The organism is Desulfobacterales bacterium (assembly GCA_029211065.1).
In the GTDB taxonomy this organism is placed as follows: Bacteria; Desulfobacterota; Desulfobacteria; order Desulfobacterales; family JARGFK01; genus JARGFK01.
Map to the genome: position 1 here is coordinate 76,993 of JARGFK010000001.1, position 21,137 is coordinate 98,129.

Sequence of the window (21,137 nt, forward strand, 5' to 3'; positions counted from 1 at the left end):
AGAACTATTCAGACCAAGGAATCGCAGATGGGAATCACCAAGACTGGACATCAGACTATTCAAGTGGACGAGCACGATAACGTCGCTATTGTCGTTATTGCCGGTGGTCTCAAGAGCGGTGAATTGCTTGATAACGGCATCAAACTGATAGACGACGTTCCCCAGGGTCACAAGGTAGCACTTGCCGATCTAGCTGCAGGCGACCCCATCATGCGGTATGGTGAGGTTATTGGATATGCAGCCGATGCAATTGCCCGGGGCAGTTGGATCAGTGAAGTACGGGTTCGCCTGCCGGAGGTGTTACCTCTGGCGGAGATAGCCCGTGGCACTAGACCGGTGCCGGATCTGAAGCCGCTTGAAGGCTATACCTTTGAAGGGTTCCGCAACGCAGACGGCACAGTGGGGACAAAAAACATCATGGGAATTACCACCAGCGTCCAGTGTGTTGCCGCCGTTGCTGATTATGCTGTCCGGCGTATCAAGCAGGATCTACTGCCTCGCTATCCGTACGTCGATGACGTAATCGCCCTCAACCATGCCTATGGCTGCGGCGTGGCAATTGATGCTCCGGCTGCCGTTGTGCCGATTCGGACCCTTCAGAACTTGGTTGTCAATCCCAATTTAGGAGGCGAAGTTCTGGTCTTAGGACTTGGTTGTGAGAAGCTGATGCCGCAGCGATTGCTTCAGGATATAGAGCAGGCGGAAGCCAGCATCATTGAACTCCAGGATGAAGATCTTTATGGGTTTGATGCCATGGTTTCAGCAATCCTTGAGGCAGCGGAAAAGAAGCTGGTTCGTTTGAACCGGAGACGTCGTAAAACCTGCCCGATGTCCGACCTGAGGGTCGGCCTGCAATGTGGCGGTAGTGATGCCTTCTCCGGCATTACCGCCAACCCCGCAGTCGGTTTTGCAGCCGACCTGATGGTGCGCGCCGGGGGAACGGTGGTCTTCTCGGAGGTGACCGAAATACGGGATGCTGTTCACCTGCTGGTACCCCGCGCCAGCAATCAAACCATAGCAAAAGCGCTGCTTCGCGAGATGGCATGGTATGACCGCTACCTGCAAGCCGGTGGGGTCGACCGCAGTGCAAACCCCACGCCCGGCAACAAGGCGGGAGGCCTGGCCAATATCGTGGAAAAGGCGTTGGGTTCGATCGTCAAGTCCGGCACCAGCCCGCTGGTTGACGTGCTTGGCCCCGGAGAGCGCCTGCGCACCAAGGGTCTTGTGTTCGCGGCGACACCGGCCAGCGACTTCGTTTGTGGCACACTGCAGCTATCCGCCGGCATCACATTGCAGGTATTCACCACTGGACGCGGCACACCCTACGGTTTGGCGATGGCCCCTGTGATCAAGGTCTGCACCCGCTCAAACTTAAGCAGGCGCTGGCACGATCTAATCGATCTTGACGCCGGCCGGATCGCAACCGGAGACGCCAGTATAGCCGATGTCGGTTGGGAGTTGTTTCACCTAATTCTTGATGTTGCCAGCGGACGAAAAACAGCCGCCGCGGATCGTCTCGGGCTGCACAATGATTTAGTGCTGTTTAATCCCGCCCCTATAACTTGATCCGCCAGGCCGGCGCCAACTCACGTTAGAAGGAAAACCTATCAAAGGTAGACACTATGAGAAGCCAGTGTGAAGGAGATCACATCGCTCGTATCAAGCTTTCCAAGGTCCTGCTGCCCCTGGACCATGCCTTCAGCGATGCCAAAGTTTTTGTCGGCCGACAACGACCTCTACAGCATGTAAACTTGATGTTTGCAGAAATCGACAGCGCTCAGGGTTATGACGGCTTAGGCTTCAGCTATGCCCTTAGGTGCGGAGGTGCAGGACAGTTTGCGCATGCCTGCGAGATTGCGCCGCTGATAGTTGGTGAAGACCCGAATGATATTTCGAAAATCTGGAGCCAATTGCTTTGGGCTGGGGCGTCGGTTGGCCGCAGCGGCATTGCGGTCCAGGCGATGGCCGCCATCGATATCGCGCTCTGGGACATGAAAGCGAAGCGGGCCCGGCTTCCGCTTGCCAAACTCATCGGGGCATACCGGGATTCCGTGCCGTGTTATAACACATCCGGAGGTTATCTTCAGGCCCCGATTGAGGAAATCCTCGAAAAAGCCGATCGCTCACTTGAACGAGGCATCCAGGGGGTGAAGATTAAGGTCGGCCAGCCGGACATGGCGGCGGATCTCAAACGCGTCGAAGCCCTCCGTAAACACCTGGGGGATGAGGTGCCGATCATGGTCGATGCCAACCAGCAATGGGACCGAATGGCTGCCTTGCGCTTCGGCCGCCAGGTTGAAGCACTAAATTTGGCATGGATCGAAGAGCCTCTTGATGCATATGATGCCGAGGGCCACGCCGCCCTCGCTGCCGCGATAGATACCCCAGTCGCAACTGGAGAGATGCTGTCCAGCGTTGACGAACACCGTGGTCTGATAACCCATGGGTCGGTGGACATCATCCAGCCAGACGCCCCTCGGATCGGGGGCATCACCCCCTTTCTGCGCTTGGCCGACCTGGCAGACCAGGCGGGTTTGGGCATGGCGCCACACTTCGTAATGGAAATCCATATCCATCTGGCCGCCTGCTATCCGAGAGAACCGTGGCTTGAACACTTCGAATGGCTGGAACCGCTCTTCAATGAACGGTTGAAAATCAACAATGGGCAGATAGAAGTTCCCAATCAGCCTGGACTGGGCTTTTCACTAAGCACACAAATGCGACAATGGACGATGGAAGCCATTTCCATTGAATAAGCATTACCGTCAACCCGCTTTTCCGGTCATTTAATTGGCCATGTTCTAACTGAAAATTTCAACACTACCAAATTTCGATGTTTTATTTGCCCCGTAATACAATTTCGGCTATTAGTTTCCGTCTGGGCTTTTTTAATTTTAAAATAGGACTATCATGAGTATGCTGCTCCTTCATGATATGTAATCCCCATCGGGTATTTTTAATGCCTCTTAAAAGTGTAGATGCCTTGCCTTGACTGATACACCTCCCCAGGCTTTTATGTTGCTGATTTGGCTATCAAATCATATAATTGTTTGTATAGCGATTAGGCACTCAAGCCTATCGTTAATCCCAAAAGGAGGTGCAACATGAAAGTATCCCAGGCAACCGATTATTTTTTCGACTATCACAAGGCAGAAGCTTGGCACTTGCAATATTGTATTTTATAGGATACACTCAACTATGTTTGAAATCCGTCAGACTGAAATATTTTCTAAGTGGTTAAGTGGATTGCGAGACCGTGAGGCGCGAGCGCGAATTCAAACTCGGATTGACCGTTTACAGCTTGGCCTGGCTGGCGATGTTAAGCCGGTAGGCGAGGGAGTATCCGAATTGCGGATAGACTATGGACCTGGGTATCGAATATATTTTGTAAAGCGCGGACGGGCGTTGATCATTCTGCTTGCCGGCGGTGACAAGCGTACCCAAGGTGCAGATATCAAGACGGCGCTGAAGCTGGCGCATGATTTATAGGAGGCTATAATGGCAAAAACCAAAACTCGACCTTATGACGCTGCTGAATACCTGGAAACCCCAGAAGATATGGCTGCTTACCTTGAAGCCGCTTTGGAGGATGGCGAGCCGGCTATAGTGGTAAAAGCTTTGGGAGCCATTGCACGCGCTCGTGGTATGTCCCAGATCGCGCGTGAAACGGGGTTAGGGCGCGAAAGCCTTTATAAAGCTCTTTCTTCAGAAGGCAACCCGGAGTTTGCTACGGTACTGAAAGTGGTGCGCGCGTTAGGTCTTAAGCTTCACGCTGAGCCAGAGCATGCATAAGGTTTTTCTCAAAATTTAATAGTATCATCAATAACTTCAGCCTGCATGATTTCATTCGTCAATCATAAAATTTCGGGGGTTCTTCGAATGCAATATAGCTTGCCTCAGTCCATATTAATAAAATGAATTCATAGATGATTCGTCCCCAAAATCGCAATAAAGTTCGGCATAAGAACTGGAGTCTATTTCGAAAAAATTAGACTGTAGAACTTTTGGATGTGGTAGAACAGATCACCGATTCCGTTACGAGCGTGGTTTTCGCTTTTTTTTCTGCACGGAAAAACCGAAGCGGCCCAGGCTGCGGCCCAGCGCAAAATACTGCCCGTGGGCAAATGCCAGCAGGCCGCCTTTTTCTAAATGCAGGCGGCCTCTGCTATCGAGCAGCGACGCCGACACCTGCACGGCAACCACTTCGGCCACAAACATGGTGTGAGAACCCAGCTTTACTGACTGTTGAATGCGGCACTCTATGTTGAGTGGACACTCCTGAATGATCGGACACTGCAACTTCAGGGCCGGCGCGGCTGTCAGGCCGGTTTGGGCGAACTTGTCCACCTTGCGGCCGGAAACCATGCCGCACCAGTCGGTTGCCTTGGCCTGTCTGAGAGAAGGAACATTAACGACAAACTGTTTGGTGGCCTGGATGATTTCATAGGAATAGCGTTCCGGGCGGACGGAAATCGACAGCATGGGCGGCTCACTGCATACATTTCCGACCCAGGCAATCGTGATGATGTTCGGTTTCCACTGGGGGGTTCCGCCGCAGGTTACCAGCACAGCCGGCAGCGGCGAGAGGACGTTTCCGGGTTTCCATGATTTTTTTTCTACAACGGTTTCACGCTTTGCCATGTCATGAGGCCCTTTAATATCGATATGAATTAACCCCACAAACCTTATTGTGGACCTTTTTAGGGCCACCATTAAGATACCCCTTTTAGGGGTGGTCGTTAACTCATGCGTATTCAGGAATTTAGTGTATCCGTATCTTGCGGGTCGGTTGATAGAGGCCGGCTTCATTTGCACCCAGCAAACCCGCCTGCCAGGAACGTTTGTCTACCGGCGAGAGGTTCTTAATCATTTCTTCCGATAACAGCGATACCCTGCCGATACGATCCAGCCGTTGGGCGATCTGCTCAAGGGGCTTATCCTGCGTTATCCACAGGTGTTTGTCAAACGCTTTTAAATTTAAAGGCCGGGTGTAGCCTCGCAGTGTTTTTTCGCATGCCACATTATAAAACTGCTCGAAGTAGGACATGACCAATTCCCTTAAATTGCGATAAATCGGCTCGCGAAAACGCAGTCCCGCAAAATTGGAATTGGCCAGCGCGCCCCAATGGCCGTCCCTTTTGAACAATGCCAGCAGATGATCGTCATCCCGATCATTCGGCAGCATTTCCAGGATCAAAGGGGGATGTCCCAGACGGCTCAGCAGGGCTGCCGCAAACAAGGCGCCGTCAAAGCAATGGCCGGTTCGTTCGCGCAGGACGCGCAGCGGGCAGCGGTAAGTTCCATCGTTGCTGTAGGTGAGTTTGTCAAGGAAACCCTGGATACTGGGCGCAGTATCCAGCCGTGCGATAAAGCGGCGTTCGGAATTTGTTAATGATTGGTTCAGATCTTTAAGCGATACCATGGAGGCTCCAAGTAAGCAGTTGTTAGTAGAAATATGCATCCGTTTCGACCCGTCCGGAGGGATCAAAACGAACGCCTTCCATTTCGAGTAATGTCCGTTTCATGTTAAGGCCGCCCTGGTACCCGCCGAGGGTTCTGTCGGACCGGATGGCCCGGTGACAGGGGATAATGATGGGAAACGGGTTGCCGGCAAGGGCGGCGCCCACCGCCCGGGCGCCCTTAACATTTCCCACACGCCTGGCAATCCTTTGATAGGTGCTGACACTTCCCCGGGGTATGCCGTGCTCCGCGTATAACACCTTCTGTTGAAAAGATGAGCAAAAGTCCAGACGAATCGTATTCAGGGGAAAGTGGATATCGTCTCCGGCCAGAAATGCCGCGACCCGATCGGCAACCGTATCGATTTCAGGGCAGGAAGATGAGCTGCAATCAGGATACCCGGCGGCCACTATCAATCCGGCCGAAGAACCGGGTTTGGAGAGAATAACACGCTGGATCATGGGCCGGCCGTGAAAGCGTGACCAGACAAGTGCCACCGGTCCAAAGGGGGTTTCGCGCAGGCAGAAGGATAATGAGGTTGTCTTGATCTTATTTAAGCGTTTTATATTATGCATCTGCGACCCAATCGGTCGGAGCCCAGTGTTTTATTCTTTGCCGTTGTGCTTTTCAATCTGTCCGGCAGTGGCCCGGGGGTCCGCCAACATGATATCTGGTGGTATCACAATAGTGCGGGTTACGCAAAATAGCTTTGATACTCGGCTGGAATTTTTTCCCGGTTTACCTCAAAGAGTTCGATCAATACGCCATCCGGCGCCGGCACCATGATGTACCGCCACAGGCCCAGGTCGGTAATATTCTTTTTAAGGGGAATTTCCGCAAGCTTCAGCCGATCCACCATACCGGCGAGATCGTCGGTTTGAATACCAAAGTGGTGAATGCTGCCCCTTCCCGGGTTTTTTGGGGGCTGATCGTAGAGATGCAGCCTGCCGCTGCCAATTCGAATGAACACGTTTCTTGAACCGGCCATGACACTGTCGAGGATGATTTCACCACCGAAAAGATTCGTGTAAAATCGGATGCTTATGTCAATATCTGACGCAAAGATGTGGACATGGTGAAGGTGGGTGTTCATTTTTTGGTAATTTTGGGGCGGGGGATGATCGGTTCCGGTATTTTTTCGACAATCCTCCCATCGCTATCGATAAAATAGCTATCCTTCAGAGACATGGCCCAGTTAATGTCATAGTTGTCGACCAGTTTTAATTTGCTTAAGGTCTTGCCGAGTTTTCGATGCGCTCGGTTTAGCCCCCAGCGTATATCTTCCTCAGTGGAATACCCAAGTTCTTTCAGGATTTCTCCGATTCTGCGGTTTTTTTGTGTTTTTTGAAGCATTACGGCAAAGTCGCGCTGTTCGGGTGAAATGCGGCCGAATTCAACCAGGATCTCACCCAGTTTCATTTTTTGCAGGCGGAGCGCTTTTACAAGGTCGTCCCTGGAAACCAAGTCCAGAGACATCAGGATCTCACCGATTTTGGGTTCATGGGTTTTGCGGTAATGAAACAAGCCGAAGACGGCGTTAAAGATTTTAGTCAGCAGGTATGCAATTGTCAGTGAAACTGCTAAAAAGAAAATAAAATTAGCAGCCGGACTGTCGAACACTTCCAGCAGGCCTGTCAGGTCCGTGGATGGATATAGAAATGGCAGCAACAGGTAGGAAAACAGACAGATGGAAAAAATTGCGATAAATATGGAAAGCCTGAACATTGGGTTCATTTTTTTCACCATGCATGTCGGTGTATCAAGTGTACACTCATTGATTATTAAAGGAAAAGTCTTTAATAATCAACCTTCAATAAGTGTGCCAGACCCCTTCCGGGCGATCTATACCGCCTTTAAACCATTATAAGCACAAGAAATCATTTGGCAAATATTCAGCGGAGGTATCATGGAAAAGATTCGCCCGCCCCGCCGAACAGCCGGGATTTGCACATTAATATGTGCACGCTGCACAATAAAGTGTGCACATCCGGTGAAAGGGGGTTGGGTAATAGCGATGGCAGCGGCTATCTGTGAGGGGGTGGTGTCCCGGGGGCGGTTCCATAATTGGGATGTGCCGGTATTCGCAGCTCGACTGACATAAGTTCATCATAGTGAACAAAATTGAAAATATAAGCGCAAATAACGTTGTTTAAATTAAATAATTTAATACAGTATGTTGAATATTACTTATTAAAAATTTAAAAAAAATCTTGACGTATATCGAATTGATATTTATAGTGATTAAAAATTATGTTCTTTATTATGAACATTTCAAAACGGCAAAATTAATCATTGGAGACAGCTGAAAGATGCATTCTAAAACCCTGGTGATCTACCCTGAAAAATGTAACGGCTGTGGGGACTGTGAAGTCGCCTGCTCGAAAAGGCAAACCGGAATTAATAATCGCGACCGGTCATGTATACGGGTTATGAGAGAGTCCGACGACGACACCTTTTTCCTGCCGATGACCTGTCAGCAGTGTGATGATCCGCCCTGTCTGGCGGCATGCCCGAATGATGCGATTTTCCGGGATGAAGTGCTGAACCGCGTTTTGATCAACCATCAGAAGTGTGTCGGCTGCCGGATGTGTGTGTCGGCCTGTCCTTTCGGGGCTATGGGGTTTGACGAGGAGCGGGGCAAATCGTTCAAATGCGACCTGTGCGGCGGAGCACCGGAATGCGTGCGTATATGTACAACCGGGGCAGTGGCATACGATGCACCGCATATGCTCCAGAATCCGCAGATGGTCCAGTCTGCCGCCAAGATAGCCTGTGTGATGAGATCGATGGTCTTCTGAAGGATGACGGCTTCGTAAAAAGTCCCCAAAGCCGTCATTCCCGCGAAAGCGGGAATCCATACCAGCTGAAAATAATGGATTCCGGGTCAAGCCCGGAATGACAGACAAGGTGAATTTTGCCTTTTTACGAGTTCATCAAGGATAGAATAAATGTCATTTTTTAAAGTTAACGAAAAATGCAACGGTTGTCTGGCCTGTGTCCAGAACTGCCCGGCCAGTGCGCTGAATTACATGGACAAGGGGAACAACCGTAAGATTTGCCATAACCTGTCACTTTGCGCCCGCTGCGGCAACTGCTGGCGCATCTGCCCCCAGGCGGCGATCGAATTCAACCAGTTGTTACAGGGCGGCTGGAATGAAGTAGCAGAGATGGCGCTGGTGCATTGTATGGTTTGCGGTGAGCCGGTTTATACCGCCGGCATCGGGAAAACGCTTTCTGAGAAACTGAACAGGGAAGTGGAAGCCTTATGTCCCGAACATAAAAAATCCTTCCCCTTAAGCACCTGGAAACGAATTGCCATAGGGCGGGGCCTTCAGACGGGTAACGGAAAATGATTGTCGGCAGTCAAAAACCATTTCAGGAGATCGTTTTATCCCTTTCGGAATATCAAAAGGTTCTGGTCATGGGATGCGGCACCTGTGTAACCGTCTGCCTGACAGGGGGCGATAAGGAAGCGCGGCGGCTTGCGAGTGCGCTGGCCCAGGAATTCAGCCAAAAGGAGAACCCGCCGGCCTTTGAAGTTAATACCATTGAAAGACAATGTGAGCGGGACTGGATTGTCAATTTCCTTGAGATTCCCGACGGTGTCGATGCGATTTTATCGCTGGCCTGCGGTGCCGGTGTTCAAACCCTGGCAGCTGTTTTTGAGGATTTGCCCGTAATCCCGGCACTGAATACCACCTTTCTGGGGGCGCTGGATCGGCCCGGGGAATGGAATGAAAAATGCCTGGGGTGCGGGGATTGCATCCTGACCCATACCGGCGGCATCTGTCCGGTGGCGCGCTGCGCCAAGCGGCTCTTTAACGGACCGTGCGGCGGAACCCTTAACGGCAAATGCGAAATCAGCGCGGTGATCGGAAGGGAAGTGGACTGTGCCTGGCAACTCATCATCGAACGTCTTGCCAGGCTCGACAAGCTGGACGAGTACCACAAGATCCGGCAGCCCAAGGACTGGACCGCCGAAACCTCAACCGGCCCACGGACGCTGGTTCATACAAGCTGATACAGCGGAACCCATCTTAAAAAACACATCTAATGTCCGATGGCTGCGTTATCTGACGAGTCAGAAGGTATCTACCCATGGACGGAGGCCTCGCCCTCCCCATCTGCTTCCTTGAGATGGGTTTTATTTCAAAGTTAATCTAAACCTCTGCTCGGTGATCTTTCCACCCCACTGGTCCACCGGATGTTCCTCGACCAGTTTAAACCCCTCGGATTCGTAAAGCCCGCGGGCTGCATCCAGCCCCTGAAAGGTCCATAGGAAAATTTTGCGATGCCCGGTTTTTCTACAAAACGCGACGGCTTTTTCAAGCAGTAGTTTTCCGATGCCGATGCCCTGCCGCTCCGGTTCCACAATAAACCAGCGCAGGCGGGCGCCCTCTGTGTCGGCCAGTTGGCCGTCGACGGCAACCGCACCGGCAAATGCTCCGTCAGCGCGTATCGTCCAGAATCCATCCCGCTTTTTGCGGAAGTTAACAAAAAATGCGGAGAGTTCCCGGGCGACCTGGGCTTCAAAGGACATGTTAAAGTTCCAGTTCTTGTAATAATAGACTGCGTGAAGCGCCGTCACTTTGCCGATTACGCCGGGGTAATACCCGGCCCATTCCAGTTTTAAAAACTTGATTCGGCCGGCATCCATAATAAACTCCTCATGGGCATGGTATACCTTGTCATGTTTTTCATGCTAGATTAAGGTGTTACTGGTAATGATAACATGTTTTGTAAACAGATTGTCAATATGCATTCCGTGGACTTCTAAAATAATCTCTGAATCGGCGGTATCTGGGACCCTCCATATAGTTTGTTTCCAGGTATTGCTTTTTTTTTACAAAATGCCTAATTATTGATATGGATATTTAAAAAGGAGGCAAAACATGAAGACAGACCCGGCTGATGTGTTGAAGGAAGCGCTTTTGCTGGAGAAAAGAGGGTATGCGTTCTATAAAATGGTGTCCGTCAATATCCAGGACAAAGCGACCCGGCGTTTTTTTGAACTGATGGCGGATGAAGAGAAAAATCATATTCAGCTGTTGGTCGAAGAGTTGAAAATGTATCAGTCCCGGAAAAAATTTACTCGAAATAATTTTGACGACACGACCAGCAGCCAGATCTCCGACCTGGTCCTGTCAAGTCCTTTGCAGGATCGGATTTCCGCGGCTGAATTTGAAGCCGCCGCCATATCCGCCGCCATGCTGATGGAGGAGCGCGCCATCAAGTTGTATGCGGATAGGGCCAATGCCTCAACCGATACCGATGAAAAAAGACTATACAACTGGCTGGCCGACTGGGAGCGTTCGCATTTGAAATATCTGACCGGAATCGATCAGGCTCTCAAGGAAAAAATCTGGAACGACAATCAATTCTGGCCGTTCTAAGACTGCGTGCCCGGGTGTGTGCCGGTGGTTCTCGAACAAAACGGTCTCACATTTATTTCCGTATACAACCATCTATTGAAAAGGAGACACGACATGTTGCCCATTAAAAAAATATGTTGTCCGACTGATTTCAGCGAGCCATCCCATGAAGCGCTCAAGGTGGCTTGTGAATTGGCCACACATTTTAGGGCCGAACTGATTCTGGTCCATGTCGTAACGCCTATTCCGGTAATCCCGATCCATGATGATCCCACCAGCTTTAATCTGCCGTTATATGAAAAAGAGATGGAACAGTCCGCCGTAAAATCTCTGAAAAAGATGCAGCAGGAAAAAGTTTCGCAAAGTATCCAGTCCCGCACGGTGGTCATCCAGGGTGATCCGGCTACCCAGATTGTCAAACTGGCGGATACTGAAAATATGGACATGATCATCATTGCGACCCATGGCTTTACCGGCTGGCGGAAATTTATGTTCGGCTCCGTGACCGAGAAGGTGATCCGCTATGCAAACTGCCCGGTGCTGTCGATCCGGATGCCGTCGCAGCAGGAATAAACCCTGCAGCTGCAACAACAGGGTGGAATTCACTTTGAAATTCGCATCAAGCAATCGTCCGGAGCGGCCGGTGGATAGGAAGGGAGACGGTTTTTTCATATCCTTTTTGCTTGACGGATCGTCCGAGATTTACTATATTTTTTTCTCTTTGATGCACTTGTCACGACCCCTGCACATCATGCCAGGATGAAATTTTATTAAGATCGGTCAGAGCGGAGGCCTAATGAAATTAAAACAAATTACCATTTCAATTGAGAATTCACCGGGGCGCCTTTACGAAGTAACCAAAGCACTGGGCGATGCCGGTATTAACCTGCGAGCTTTAAACCTGGTGGATACCGGTGCGTTTGGCCAGCTGCGCCTTCTGGTTTCGGACATCACCACCAGTCGACGAATCCTGATGCAGATGCAAATGCCGGCGATGGTCACTGAAGTCATCGCGGCGGAGATCGAAGATAAACCCGGCAGCCTGGCGGCGATGCTGAAATCGCTGCTGGATGCCCATATCAATGTTCTTTATACCTATGCGTTTGTCGGATTTTCAGTCGGAAACGCCGTGATGATATTTCGATTCAGCGACAACGACGCGGCCATCAATGTCTTGCAAAAAAACGGCATCAAACTTCTGGACGCCAAAGCTTTCGGCATTTTAGAAACGAACGGCTGACAAAGCCTCAATGGTTGCCGGCTTGATCAGGCCATAAAAGAATTGAGACCTTAATGGGGCCAAAGTGGATGTTTTGAAAAGGTCTCGAACTACAGCTCTTCGGGTTCAGCGAATCATTTACGTATAGCAAAAAGGGGGTCTTGATGGAAAGTCAGTCGAAATTTCGTCCCCGAAAATTTGCGGTGGTGGGTGCGGGGCCGGTGGGATGTATCGTTGCAGCCTTTCTATCGAAAGGGGGTTATGAAGTTACCCTCTGTGATGTGATACCTGAATTGATAGCGCCGGCAGTGAATCCGGGAATTATTATTGAAGGCGCCGAAAATATCCGCCATCCGGTTGCAAAAACATGCCACACGGTGGACGAACTTGCCGACGACCCGCCGGATGTCATATTTCTGACGGTTAAGGCAAACGCGATTCCGCTGATCGCCTCAGCCATAGAGGGCTTCCATTGCGAGGGCATGTATGTCGTCAGTTGGCAGAATGGGATCGATACGGAGCTTGCCATTGCTGCGACTCTCGGCAAAAAACCGGTCCTGCGCGCCGTTGTCAATTATGGATGCGGACTTCTAAAGCCGGGGCACGTGCACATGCCGTTTCATCACCCCCCCCATCATATTCAGGAACTGGATCCGGATACTTCCGATGCTGCTGTTGCCATTGCCGCGGCGCTCACCCGGAGCGGCCTGCCGACAAACCACACCGATCGGATCGTAACAATGGTCTGGCGCAAGGCGATTCTGAATGCCTGCATGAATCCCGTTTGTGCGGTAACGGGTATGACGATGGCGCAGGCCATGGGCGACCCGATGGTCTTCCAGATTATCGATTCTCTGGTTAAAGAATGTGTCAAGGTGGCCCGGGCCAATGAAATCAGCTTGGGATGGGATTTTTATCCCTACTGCATGGAGTATATGAAAAGCGCGGGCAATCACAAACCCTCCATGCTGGTGGATATCGAAAATAAACGCCGCACCGAGATCGACTTTATCAACGGAAAATTTATTGAGTACGGTGAGCAGGCCGGTGTGACGACACCCTATAACGTGACCCTTCGTTCTCTGGTCAAGGGACTCGAATCAAGACTGTAGATGCCGGTCTCGATGGTTTCTGTTTCAAGGCTGTGATCGCTTGACGGCTGCATCTTTTTGATCCGTATTCTCTCGCATTCGTTGGAAAACGAACCAAATGAAAACACAAGAGGGCAAGCGCCTGTATATCGGCGTTGATGTGGGCGCTTCCAGAACCAAGGCGGTGGTGATGGATGCACACAAAAACCTGCTCGGTCGGGAAGTGCGGCCTTCCGGAACCGATTTCGGCGAAGCTTCCCGTCGCTGCCTGGCTAACGCCCTTCACATGGCCGGCGCCGACGAGAGCCATATTGCCCGAACCGTGTCCACCGGCTACGGTCGTAAAAACGTAGCTTACAGCGACGATACCCGTACCGAAATCGGTTGTCATGCCAAAGGATGTTATTTCTACTTTCCGAAGGCTATCACCATTATCGATATCGGCGGCCAGGACAACAAGATCATCAAACTGGACGAGGCCGGTCGACGTCTCGGTTTCAAGATGAATCGCAAATGTGCGGCCGGAACCGGCGCTTTTCTCGAAGAGATGTCTCCCCGCCTGGACATTCCGCTTGAAGACATGGATCGTCTGGCCAGGCAATCGGAAGACATGGTGAAACTGGGAAGTTTCTGTACGGTATTTTCCGCCACGGAAGTGCTGCAGAACATCCGCCAGGGCAGAAAAGTCGCGGATATCGTTAAAGGGCTCTTTTTCTCGGTGATCAAGCGGGTTTCGGAAATGGATTCATTGAGCGAGAATGTGGTTATGACCGGCGGCGTGGTGGCCCACAATCCCTTTCTGGTCCGGATGATGGAAGAGATCATCGGCCGCAGTATTCTGGTTCCCGACTATCCTCAACTGACGGGTGCGGTGGGGGCCGCTTTGTATGCCATTGAAAACAGCAGTTAAACTGTCAGCGACCATGGAGGAATATTATGTCTGAAGAAAAAAAAGTCATCATCCGGCGGCTTAATGCCGCGAAAGATCTTGGAAAATTCATGGCCGATTACTACTACGAACTGGATGCGGCCTCGAAATCCGGGAAACAGAAGATCGCCTGGTGCACCAGCGTGGGCCCGGCTGAAATTCTAAGGGGGATGGGATATCTGATTTATTTTCCGGAAACGCATTCCGCCATGCTCGGCAGCACCCGCATGGCCACGGACCTGATCCCCAAGGCCAATGCCATGGGGTATTCCCCGGAGATCTGTTCCTATCTTACTGCCGACATCGGAGCGTTTCTCGAAAACGTCACGCCGCTGGCAAATATTTTCAAGGGGATTGAAAGCATCCCTCGACCCGATGTGCTGGTATACAACACCAACCAGTGCCGCGACGTTCAGGACTGGTTCAACTGGTATGCCAAGCGATTTAACGTGCCGGTTGTGGGCATCGAAACCTACCGAAACGTTCCCGAGGTTACCCCGGTGCACATCACATCCATTTCACGGCAGATGGAGAATATCGTCCAGCCGCTGGAAGACGTCGCCGGCCGCAAGCTGGATATGGATGAATTTAAAAACGCGGTGGCCCTGTCGCGCGAATGCTCAAATCTGTGGGATAAGTGCCTGGCGGCCGCGGCCGCCCGCCCGTCCCCGCTGACGTTTTTCGACGGTACGACCCTGATGGGGCCCGCCGTGGTCGGCCGGGGAACCCAAAAGGCCATCGATGTCTACCAGCTGCTCCTCGAAGAACTTAATGAGCGAGTTGCGGCCGGCGAGGGCGCCATCGAAGATGAACGCTATCGGCTTTATTGGGACGGTATGCCCGTATGGGGCCGCTTGAGTATGCATTCCAAGCTGTTCGCCGGCCTGCAGGCCAATGTGATCGCGTCGACCTACTGCAGCAGTTGGATATTTAGTGCGCTCGATGCGGGCAATCCCTTCGAGAGCATGGCCCGTGCTTACACGGAACTTTTTATCGTGCGTTCCGACGCTTACAAGGAGAAATATATCCAGGACAAGCTGGCATTCTTTCAATGCGACGGCATCATCTACCACGATGCCAAAACCTGCCCCAACAACACCAATTGCCGTTACGGCATGGCGCAACGCCTGGAGAAAACAACCGGCATTCCCAGCCTGACCATACACGGGGACCTGAACGACCTGAGGCTTCTCTCCGATGAACAGACCAAAACCAATGTCGAAGCCTTTATCGAACAACTGGAAGAAAATGGAAAGGCGGCCTAACCCGGATATTTTATGAAATATTCGGGCGAACGATATTTTTCGTCACAAGGCAGGCTGTATGTTTGCCTGCGAGCATTCAGTCTCATTAAGGAGGAATCATATGATAGACGCACTGTTCGAACCGAAAGGGGTGGCGGTGATCGGCGCTTCTGCGAAAGAACTTCATATCGGGAACCGGATCATCAAAAACCTGGTCGATTTCGGATATACCGGGGACATCTATCCGATCAATCCCAATGCGGATGAAATCCGGGGCCTGAAGGCCTATAAATCCGTTCTGGATGTTCCGGGGCAGGTCGATGTGGCCCATATGGTCATACCGGCCCGGTTTACCCCCCAGGCCTTTGAAGACTGCGGCAAAAAAGGGGTCCGGCACATCATCATCAACTCCGGCGGTTTTTCGGAAACCGGACCCGAGGGCGAAGCCATCGAAAAGGCCTTCATGGACGTGGCGCGTCAATACGGCATGCGGGTCTTGGGCCCCAACTGCCAGGGCATCATCAACTCGGATCCCAAAATTCGGGCCTACTGCAACTTTACCTTCACGTTTCCGGAGCCCGGTTCCATTTCCATCGTGGCGCTAAGCGGCGGGGTTGCCGAACTGATCCACCAGGGATTTGTCGCCATGGGGGTGGGCACACGGATTTACGCCTCCAACGGAAACGCCTGCGACGTGAGCATCCCGGAGATTATCCGCTATCTGGGCGAAGACGAAAAAACCCGGGTCATCGTGACCTACGTGGAGGGGCTGAGAAATCCGTCCGAGTTCATAGCGGCGGTCACCCACGTGGCGGCCAGAAAACCGGTCCTGGCCATGAAAGCGGGCCGGACGGCCGCGGGCGCCAAGGCGGCGGCATCGCATACCGGCGGGCTTGCCAAAGAAGATCTGGCCACCGATCTGATCTTTAAAAAAGCCGGTGTTTTAAACTTCATGGATGAAGGTGAATTGATCGCCGCGGCCGCGGCCTTTGCGACCCAGCCGATTCCCAAGGGCAATCGGGTGGGCATTATCACCAATACCGGCGGGCCGGCGGTGATTGCCACCGATGTTTTTGTGGGCGCCGGTCTGGAATTGCCGTCACTTTCCGAAAAAACAGAGGCCTTTTTGAAAGAACGCCTGTTTCCGGATGCCTCGATCCGCAATCCAGTGGATGTGCTGGCCACTGCTCCGGCCGAGCATTTCCGGTTCTGCCTGGATGCCATGATGGCGGACGACAATTTCGACGCGGTGTTTGTCAACTTCGTTACGCCCTTTTTCGTGGAAACCGACAGCATCGTCAGAGAGATCGTGACGGTCAGCCAAAAACAGTTGAAACCGATTGTCTGCAACCTGATGACCGATCGGCGTCAGTGGACCGAGACCGTCAGGATTCTTCGCGAAGGCGGCGTTCCCTTTTTTGCGTTTCCCAGCGAGGCGGCCCGCGCCATGGCCGCTTTGGTGCGCTATCAACAGATTCGGCAGCAGGACGCCGGACGGGTCGTGATCTTTGACGATGTGGACAAGCCCCGGGCCGAAGCGATTCTGCAAAAGGCCGCGGCCGCCGGACGAAAGCGTCTGTCGGCGGCAGAGGTCTTTGAAATTCTGGCTGCCTATAAAATTCCGGTGGTCGACTGGGGCGCGGCCGATAGCGTTGAAGCAGCGGTTGCAACTGCGCAGCAAATCGGTTTCCCGGTGGCTGTCAAGGCGGATTCGGCCGCGGTCGTTCACAAGAGCGATATGGGCGCCGTGGCCCTCGACCTGAAAGACCCGGCTGCGGTCCGGGCTGCCGTTGAAAAGATGAAACAGAAAATCGAGGCCGACGATCTGTCCTTTTTCGTTCAGAAATATGTGCCCGGCGGCCTGGAGATCGCCCTGGGCGCCAAAGCCGAAGCGGGTCTCGGCCATCTGATCATGTTCGGCCTGGGCGGCATCTTTGTGGAAGTATTAAAAGACGTGGTGTTCAACCTGATGCCGGTGACCGACGCCGAGGCCGACCGGATGCTGTCCGACATAAAGGGCGCCGCACTGCTTGCCGGGGTCCGGGGCCGCCGGGGTGTCGATCGGGAGGCCGTCAAAGAGCTCATCTGCCGGCTATCGCAACTGGTCGGCGATTTGCCCGTCATTTCGGAAATGGATATCAATCCGGTGTTGGCTTTTGAAGACAGGGCCGTCGTCGTGGATGCCAGAATTTCGCTTGATTGACCCATTTTTTTGAATCGATTCTTTCAGGACTGGTTTAACCGACACTGAATTGAGTGAAAGGAGATCGTCATGGCATTATGGATGAACCTCGGACAGCAGTTGAAAGTCAATGCCAGAAAATTTCCGCAAACCGTTGCGCTGAAAGACAGCCGGCGGCAATTTACCTATCCGGAGCTCAACAGGCGGGTCAATCGCCTGGCCCACGGTCTTGGCGGGCTCGGTCTTGGAAAAGGGGACAAATTGGCGGTGCTGCTGGAAAACAGTATCGAGTTCATTGAGGTCTATCTGGCCGCGGCCAAGACCGGCATCGTGATCGTGCCCATTAATTTCAGGCTGCTGGGGCCGGACGTCGAATTCATTGTCAACAACTCCGATGCCCGCGCCATGATTGTCCACGATGAATTTACAGCGGTTGTCGGCGCCGTCAGGGACCGGCTGGAAAACGTGCGCCCGGAAAACTTTATCGCCGTCGGAAATACCTGTGAAGGCTACCGGAATTATGAAGACATCATGCAGGGGGCATCCGAACATGAGCCGGATGTCCGCGTAGCGCCCAAAGATGCCTGGATTCTGATCTATACCTCGGGCACCACCGGCAAACCCAAGGGGGTGGTCCGTTCCCACGAATCCCACATCGCCTTTTATCTGATCAACGCCGTCGATTTCGGCTTCAACGCGCACGACATCTGTTTGAACGTCATGCCGTTGTGTCATATCAACTCGACTTTTTTTACCTTCACCTTTACCTATGTCGGCGCCACCGTATATGTCCATCCGGCGCGATCATTCAGACCCGAAGAAATTCTTGAGATTATCGAACGCGAAAAGATCAGCTTTATTTCGCTGATTCCGACTCATTACAACACGATTCTCAACGTTTCCGAAGATGCGAAAAAGCGGGATGTCGGTTCCATCCGCAAACTGCTGTGCTCTTCCGCGCCGGTTCGGAAAAACATGAAGCTGGCCATCATGGAGTTCTTTCCCGGCGTTCAACTCTACGAAGGCTATGGCTCCACGGAAGCCGGGATTGTCACGGTGCTAAAACCCGAAGACCAGATGCGCAAGCTGGGCTCCATCGGCTATGAATCTTTGGGAACGGACTTTGTCAAAATCTGCGATGAAAGCGGACGCGAGGTGCCGGTGGGCGAGGTCGGCGAATTGTACTCCCGGGGGCCCATGCTGTTCGATGAATACTACAAGCTGCCGGATAAAACGGCTGCCGCTTTTCATGGCGAGTGGTTTTCAGCCGGCGATATGGCCCGCATGGACGCAGACGGCTTTTATCAGATTGTCGACCGCAAGGACAATATGATCATTACCGGCGGCGAGCATGTTTATCCCAGTGAGGTCGAAGACGTGATCGGCAGCATGCCCGAAGTGTTCGACGTGGCAGTCATCAGTTTGCCGGACGACAAATGGGGCGAGCGGGTGACGGCCGTGGTGATTCCAAAGACGGAAATCGATCAGGCAGCCATTATCGAGGTCTGCCGGGCCAAACTGCCCGGCTTCAAGGTCCCCAAGCAGGTGCTGATCATAGCAGACGACGAAATGCCCCGAACGGCCACCGGCAAGATTCTCCACCGCATTCTCAGGGAGCGCTATGGGGAAGGGGGAAAAGGGCCCTAGATGTTTAATCTGTAGGAAGGACGCCTGCGGTGCAGATTGAGGCGGGGAGAGCGATGCCTGTTGATTGACCATGTATTTGGAGCACCCGATAGGATAGTCTTACTTGACAGGCTTTGCCTTTTATTTTTGTTTGTAAAATACAAATTCCCAAAATGATTATCTTGTAAAAAGTCGAAAATGCGCCTCTTTCGTCATTCCCGCGAAGGCGGGAATCCAGGAATTTCAGACGGTTCTGGATGTCGGATCAAGTCCGGCATGACAATTGGAGTACTTTTTACGAGTTCATCAAATTTTGGTAATTGGAATTTGCCCTTCGACCCGGCTCAGGGCGGTGAGCCAGCCGAACCGTTTGATATTTGGGATTTGATACTTGGAATTTCAATAAGTAAATGAAATAACAACACAGGATAACCAAATTCTGGCCTCTGGGTCAGGATTCTTTTTTATTTGATTATTTATCGGAGAGGAGACCATCATGTTGACAAAAGCGTTCATACCGTACCAAGGCTATTACAGTACCCCCTTTTCCAGATGGCAGGGTACGATGGCCAATGAAAATTCAATCGTGCTGGCGGCGAATACCTCCAGCCGATGGTTTACCCGCAAGAACTGGGACCCCAAGATGTTCGATTATCTCTTTCTGGGAATCACGATACACCAGCTCCATGGATTTTACGGCGGTCCCTGGGCTGCGGCGCTCATGGGCGCACCGGGCATTCCCGGGGTGATATTGAGCCAGGCCTGTACCACATCCACCACCAGTATTTTTCAGGCTGCGACGGGCGTTGAGACCGGGCTTTATCAGAATGCCTACTGCCTGATGACCGATCGCTGTTCCAACGGCCCCCATGCGGTCTGGCCCAACCCCAATGGGCCGGGGGGCGAAGTCATTTCCGAGAACTGGCTGATGGACAACTTCAGTCAGGACCCCTGGGCCAAAAACGCCATGATTCAAACCGCTGAAAACGTTGCAAAGGAGACCGGCATCAAACGGGAGGAATGCGACGCCGTCACCCTCCGGCGCTACGAACAGTACATGGATGCCTTTGCCGACGACAAGGCCTTCAAAAAGCGCTACCTGTTTCCGGCCGAAGTCAGGATTTCCAAAAAAGAAGTCAAGCTGGTGGAGGATGACGAAGGCATTATGCCCACTACCGCCGAAGGCCTGGCCGGGCTCAGGCCCGTCGTACCGGACGGCGTCCATACGTTCGGCTCCCAGACCCATCCGGCCGACGGCAACTGCGGCCTGGCTATAACCACCCGTGAAAAGGCCAAAGAACTGAGCGCCGACCCCAAGATAGAGGTCCAGGTAATATCTTTCGGATACGCCCGCACCAAAAAAGGGTTTATGGCCATGGCAGTGGTGCCGGCAGCGCAGATGGCGCTGGACAAAGCCGGCATCACCGTAAAGGACGTCAAGACCATCAAAACCCACAACCCCTTTGCGGCCAATGACATTTACATGGCACGGCAGATGAACATCGATGTCAACAGCTTCAACAACTACGGCAGCTCGCTGATATTCGGGCATCCCCAGGCGCCCACAGCCGGACGCCTTCTCATTGAAGGGATTGAAGAAACGGCCATGGCCGGCGGCGGCTATCTGCTACTGGGCGGGTGTGCGGCCGGCGATACGGCCGCCGGGCTGGTGTTGAAAGTCGGATAGTAATACGAACAAAATCTCACCAGCAAAAAGCTCGCTGATTGCATGGTTTAATGCAGCAATCAGCGAGCCTTTTTGTTCCTTGGAATAATAGAAGTTTTGATTATGGAATTAGATATCTTAAAAAATTTATTTTATGAGAGTGGTTGATGGAGGCAAGGAAGTGCCTGTTTAAGGAGCGTCAAAATGTGAAGATAACTTGAACCCATCAAACAATTAAACAGTGCAGAATGGATCAGACGTTCTTTATTGATTTTTATAGAATTCTGTCGAGCACTGATAGCCGCTATATGCGTTTTGAGGTTCTCACCGTAAGCCGGGCACTAATGGT

General features: G+C 52.2%; 22 protein-coding genes. 16 read left to right on the forward strand and 6 right to left on the reverse strand.

Features of this window, described 5'->3' with window-relative positions; genetic code table 11:
- The first annotated feature begins 27 nt into the window (after window positions 1-27).
- The 4 genes from garD (at window position 28) to P1P89_00450 (ending at window position 3,792) form a co-directional block, all read left to right on the forward strand.
- On the forward strand, window positions 28-1,566 hold the full coding sequence (gene garD, locus P1P89_00435; protein MDF1589949.1) for a galactarate dehydratase: 1,539 nt from the start codon (window positions 28-30) through the stop codon (window positions 1,564-1,566).
- A 188-nt stretch (window positions 1,567-1,754) separates the two neighbouring features.
- The gene (locus P1P89_00440; GenBank protein MDF1589950.1) at window positions 1,755-2,756 is read left to right on the forward strand and encodes a mandelate racemase/muconate lactonizing enzyme family protein; all 1,002 of its coding nucleotides are present in this window, start codon (window positions 1,755-1,757) and stop codon (window positions 2,754-2,756) included.
- Between the two features lie 442 nt (window positions 2,757-3,198).
- On the forward strand, window positions 3,199-3,489 hold the full coding sequence (locus tag P1P89_00445; protein ID MDF1589951.1) for a type II toxin-antitoxin system RelE/ParE family toxin: 291 nt from the start codon (window positions 3,199-3,201) through the stop codon (window positions 3,487-3,489).
- Window positions 3,490-3,498: 9 nt separating this feature from the next.
- On the forward strand, window positions 3,499-3,792 hold the full coding sequence (locus P1P89_00450) for a putative addiction module antidote protein (GenBank protein MDF1589952.1): 294 nt from the start codon (window positions 3,499-3,501) through the stop codon (window positions 3,790-3,792).
- Between the two features lie 243 nt (window positions 3,793-4,035).
- Here P1P89_00450 and P1P89_00455 read toward each other — a convergent pair whose 3' ends face one another.
- The 5 genes from P1P89_00455 to P1P89_00475 all read right to left on the reverse strand — a co-directional run bounded on the left by P1P89_00455 (window position 4,036) and on the right by P1P89_00475 (window position 7,194).
- The gene (locus tag P1P89_00455; GenBank protein MDF1589953.1) at window positions 4,036-4,641 is read right to left on the reverse strand and encodes a flavin reductase family protein; all 606 of its coding nucleotides are present in this window, start codon (window positions 4,639-4,641) and stop codon (window positions 4,036-4,038) included.
- Window positions 4,642-4,762: 121 nt separating this feature from the next.
- Window positions 4,763-5,422 carry a hypothetical protein gene (locus P1P89_00460; protein ID MDF1589954.1) on the reverse strand — a complete coding sequence of 220 codons (660 nt, stop codon included), beginning with the start codon at window positions 5,420-5,422 and terminating at the stop codon, window positions 4,763-4,765.
- A gap of 22 nt (window positions 5,423-5,444) precedes the next feature.
- Window positions 5,445-6,035, reverse strand: coding sequence for a methylated-DNA--[protein]-cysteine S-methyltransferase (locus P1P89_00465; GenBank protein MDF1589955.1), 591 nt, complete (start codon window positions 6,033-6,035; stop codon window positions 5,445-5,447).
- A gap of 119 nt (window positions 6,036-6,154) precedes the next feature.
- On the reverse strand, window positions 6,155-6,553 hold the full coding sequence (locus tag P1P89_00470) for a VOC family protein (GenBank protein ID MDF1589956.1): 399 nt from the start codon (window positions 6,551-6,553) through the stop codon (window positions 6,155-6,157).
- Window positions 6,550-7,194, reverse strand: a complete 645-nt coding sequence (locus P1P89_00475; GenBank protein ID MDF1589957.1) for a hypothetical protein — start codon at window positions 7,192-7,194, stop codon at window positions 6,550-6,552. Before P1P89_00475 ends, P1P89_00470 begins: the two co-directional genes overlap by 4 nt.
- Window positions 7,195-7,769: 575 nt before the next feature.
- On the opposite strand from P1P89_00475, the gene P1P89_00480 reads away from it, so the two are divergent.
- From P1P89_00480 to P1P89_00490, 3 genes are all read left to right on the forward strand, one after another.
- The gene (locus P1P89_00480) at window positions 7,770-8,258 is read left to right on the forward strand and encodes a 4Fe-4S dicluster domain-containing protein (protein ID MDF1589958.1); all 489 of its coding nucleotides are present in this window, start codon (window positions 7,770-7,772) and stop codon (window positions 8,256-8,258) included.
- Between the two features lie 150 nt (window positions 8,259-8,408).
- On the forward strand, window positions 8,409-8,813 hold the full coding sequence (locus P1P89_00485) for a 4Fe-4S dicluster domain-containing protein (protein MDF1589959.1): 405 nt from the start codon (window positions 8,409-8,411) through the stop codon (window positions 8,811-8,813).
- The gene (locus P1P89_00490) at window positions 8,810-9,481 is read left to right on the forward strand and encodes a methylenetetrahydrofolate reductase C-terminal domain-containing protein (protein ID MDF1589960.1); all 672 of its coding nucleotides are present in this window, start codon (window positions 8,810-8,812) and stop codon (window positions 9,479-9,481) included. Before P1P89_00485 ends, P1P89_00490 begins: the two co-directional genes overlap by 4 nt.
- A 123-nt stretch (window positions 9,482-9,604) precedes the next feature.
- On the opposite strand, the gene P1P89_00495 is transcribed toward P1P89_00490, so the two are convergent.
- On the reverse strand, window positions 9,605-10,117 hold the full coding sequence (locus P1P89_00495; GenBank protein MDF1589961.1) for a GNAT family N-acetyltransferase: 513 nt from the start codon (window positions 10,115-10,117) through the stop codon (window positions 9,605-9,607).
- 235 nt (window positions 10,118-10,352) lie between these two features.
- Between P1P89_00495 and P1P89_00500 the strand changes: the two genes are divergently transcribed.
- The 9 genes from P1P89_00500 to P1P89_00540 all read left to right on the forward strand — a co-directional run bounded on the left by P1P89_00500 (window position 10,353) and on the right by P1P89_00540 (window position 20,809).
- Complete coding sequence (locus P1P89_00500; protein MDF1589962.1) at window positions 10,353-10,853, forward strand: ferritin family protein; 501 nt, start codon at window positions 10,353-10,355, stop codon at window positions 10,851-10,853.
- Window positions 10,854-10,946: 93 nt separating this feature from the next.
- Window positions 10,947-11,405, forward strand: a complete 459-nt coding sequence (locus tag P1P89_00505; GenBank protein MDF1589963.1) for a universal stress protein — start codon at window positions 10,947-10,949, stop codon at window positions 11,403-11,405.
- A gap of 223 nt (window positions 11,406-11,628) precedes the next feature.
- Window positions 11,629-12,072, forward strand: a complete 444-nt coding sequence (locus P1P89_00510; GenBank protein ID MDF1589964.1) for an amino acid-binding protein — start codon at window positions 11,629-11,631, stop codon at window positions 12,070-12,072.
- Window positions 12,073-12,215: 143 nt separating this feature from the next.
- Window positions 12,216-13,163, forward strand: a complete 948-nt coding sequence (locus P1P89_00515; protein MDF1589965.1) for a 2-dehydropantoate 2-reductase — start codon at window positions 12,216-12,218, stop codon at window positions 13,161-13,163.
- 97 nt (window positions 13,164-13,260) lie between these two features.
- Window positions 13,261-14,052 carry an acyl-CoA dehydratase activase gene (locus P1P89_00520; protein MDF1589966.1) on the forward strand — a complete coding sequence of 264 codons (792 nt, stop codon included), beginning with the start codon at window positions 13,261-13,263 and terminating at the stop codon, window positions 14,050-14,052.
- A gap of 26 nt (window positions 14,053-14,078) precedes the next feature.
- Window positions 14,079-15,335, forward strand: coding sequence for a 2-hydroxyacyl-CoA dehydratase family protein (locus P1P89_00525; protein MDF1589967.1), 1,257 nt, complete (start codon window positions 14,079-14,081; stop codon window positions 15,333-15,335).
- Window positions 15,336-15,435: 100 nt separating this feature from the next.
- A complete protein-coding gene (locus P1P89_00530) occupies window positions 15,436-17,517 on the forward strand; it encodes an acetate--CoA ligase family protein (protein ID MDF1589968.1) in 2,082 nt (693 codons plus the stop codon).
- A 69-nt stretch (window positions 17,518-17,586) separates the two neighbouring features.
- A complete protein-coding gene (locus P1P89_00535; GenBank protein ID MDF1589969.1) occupies window positions 17,587-19,143 on the forward strand; it encodes an AMP-binding protein in 1,557 nt (518 codons plus the stop codon).
- Window positions 19,144-19,618: 475 nt separating this feature from the next.
- Window positions 19,619-20,809 carry a thiolase family protein gene (locus tag P1P89_00540; GenBank protein ID MDF1589970.1) on the forward strand — a complete coding sequence of 397 codons (1,191 nt, stop codon included), beginning with the start codon at window positions 19,619-19,621 and terminating at the stop codon, window positions 20,807-20,809.
- Window positions 20,810-21,137 lie beyond the last annotated feature (328 nt).

Coding starts and splice junctions, on each gene's coding strand:
- P1P89_00470 (MDF1589956.1), bottom strand. CDS start 6,553: ATGAACACCCACCTTCACCATGTCCACATCTTTGCGTCAGATATTGAC.
- P1P89_00495 (MDF1589961.1), bottom strand. CDS start 10,117: ATGGATGCCGGCCGAATCAAGTTTTTAAAACTGGAATGGGCCGGGTAT.
- P1P89_00440 (MDF1589950.1), top strand. CDS start 1,755: ATGTTTGCAGAAATCGACAGCGCTCAGGGTTATGACGGCTTAGGCTTC.
- P1P89_00535 (MDF1589969.1), top strand. CDS start 17,587: ATGGCATTATGGATGAACCTCGGACAGCAGTTGAAAGTCAATGCCAGA.
- P1P89_00465 (MDF1589955.1), bottom strand. CDS start 6,035: ATGCATAATATAAAACGCTTAAATAAGATCAAGACAACCTCATTATCC.
- P1P89_00520 (MDF1589966.1), top strand. CDS start 13,261: ATGAAAACACAAGAGGGCAAGCGCCTGTATATCGGCGTTGATGTGGGC.
- P1P89_00475 (MDF1589957.1), bottom strand. CDS start 7,194: ATGAACCCAATGTTCAGGCTTTCCATATTTATCGCAATTTTTTCCATC.
- P1P89_00510 (MDF1589964.1), top strand. CDS start 11,629: ATGAAATTAAAACAAATTACCATTTCAATTGAGAATTCACCGGGGCGC.
- P1P89_00445 (MDF1589951.1), top strand. CDS start 3,199: ATGTTTGAAATCCGTCAGACTGAAATATTTTCTAAGTGGTTAAGTGGA.
- P1P89_00525 (MDF1589967.1), top strand. CDS start 14,079: ATGTCTGAAGAAAAAAAAGTCATCATCCGGCGGCTTAATGCCGCGAAA.
- garD (MDF1589949.1), top strand. CDS start 28: ATGGGAATCACCAAGACTGGACATCAGACTATTCAAGTGGACGAGCAC.
- P1P89_00530 (MDF1589968.1), top strand. CDS start 15,436: ATGATAGACGCACTGTTCGAACCGAAAGGGGTGGCGGTGATCGGCGCT.
- P1P89_00450 (MDF1589952.1), top strand. CDS start 3,499: ATGGCAAAAACCAAAACTCGACCTTATGACGCTGCTGAATACCTGGAA.
- P1P89_00540 (MDF1589970.1), top strand. CDS start 19,619: ATGTTGACAAAAGCGTTCATACCGTACCAAGGCTATTACAGTACCCCC.
- P1P89_00485 (MDF1589959.1), top strand. CDS start 8,409: ATGTCATTTTTTAAAGTTAACGAAAAATGCAACGGTTGTCTGGCCTGT.
- P1P89_00500 (MDF1589962.1), top strand. CDS start 10,353: ATGAAGACAGACCCGGCTGATGTGTTGAAGGAAGCGCTTTTGCTGGAG.
- P1P89_00490 (MDF1589960.1), top strand. CDS start 8,810: ATGATTGTCGGCAGTCAAAAACCATTTCAGGAGATCGTTTTATCCCTT.
- P1P89_00460 (MDF1589954.1), bottom strand. CDS start 5,422: ATGGTATCGCTTAAAGATCTGAACCAATCATTAACAAATTCCGAACGC.
- P1P89_00455 (MDF1589953.1), bottom strand. CDS start 4,641: ATGGCAAAGCGTGAAACCGTTGTAGAAAAAAAATCATGGAAACCCGGA.
- P1P89_00505 (MDF1589963.1), top strand. CDS start 10,947: ATGTTGCCCATTAAAAAAATATGTTGTCCGACTGATTTCAGCGAGCCA.
- P1P89_00515 (MDF1589965.1), top strand. CDS start 12,216: ATGGAAAGTCAGTCGAAATTTCGTCCCCGAAAATTTGCGGTGGTGGGT.
- P1P89_00480 (MDF1589958.1), top strand. CDS start 7,770: ATGCATTCTAAAACCCTGGTGATCTACCCTGAAAAATGTAACGGCTGT.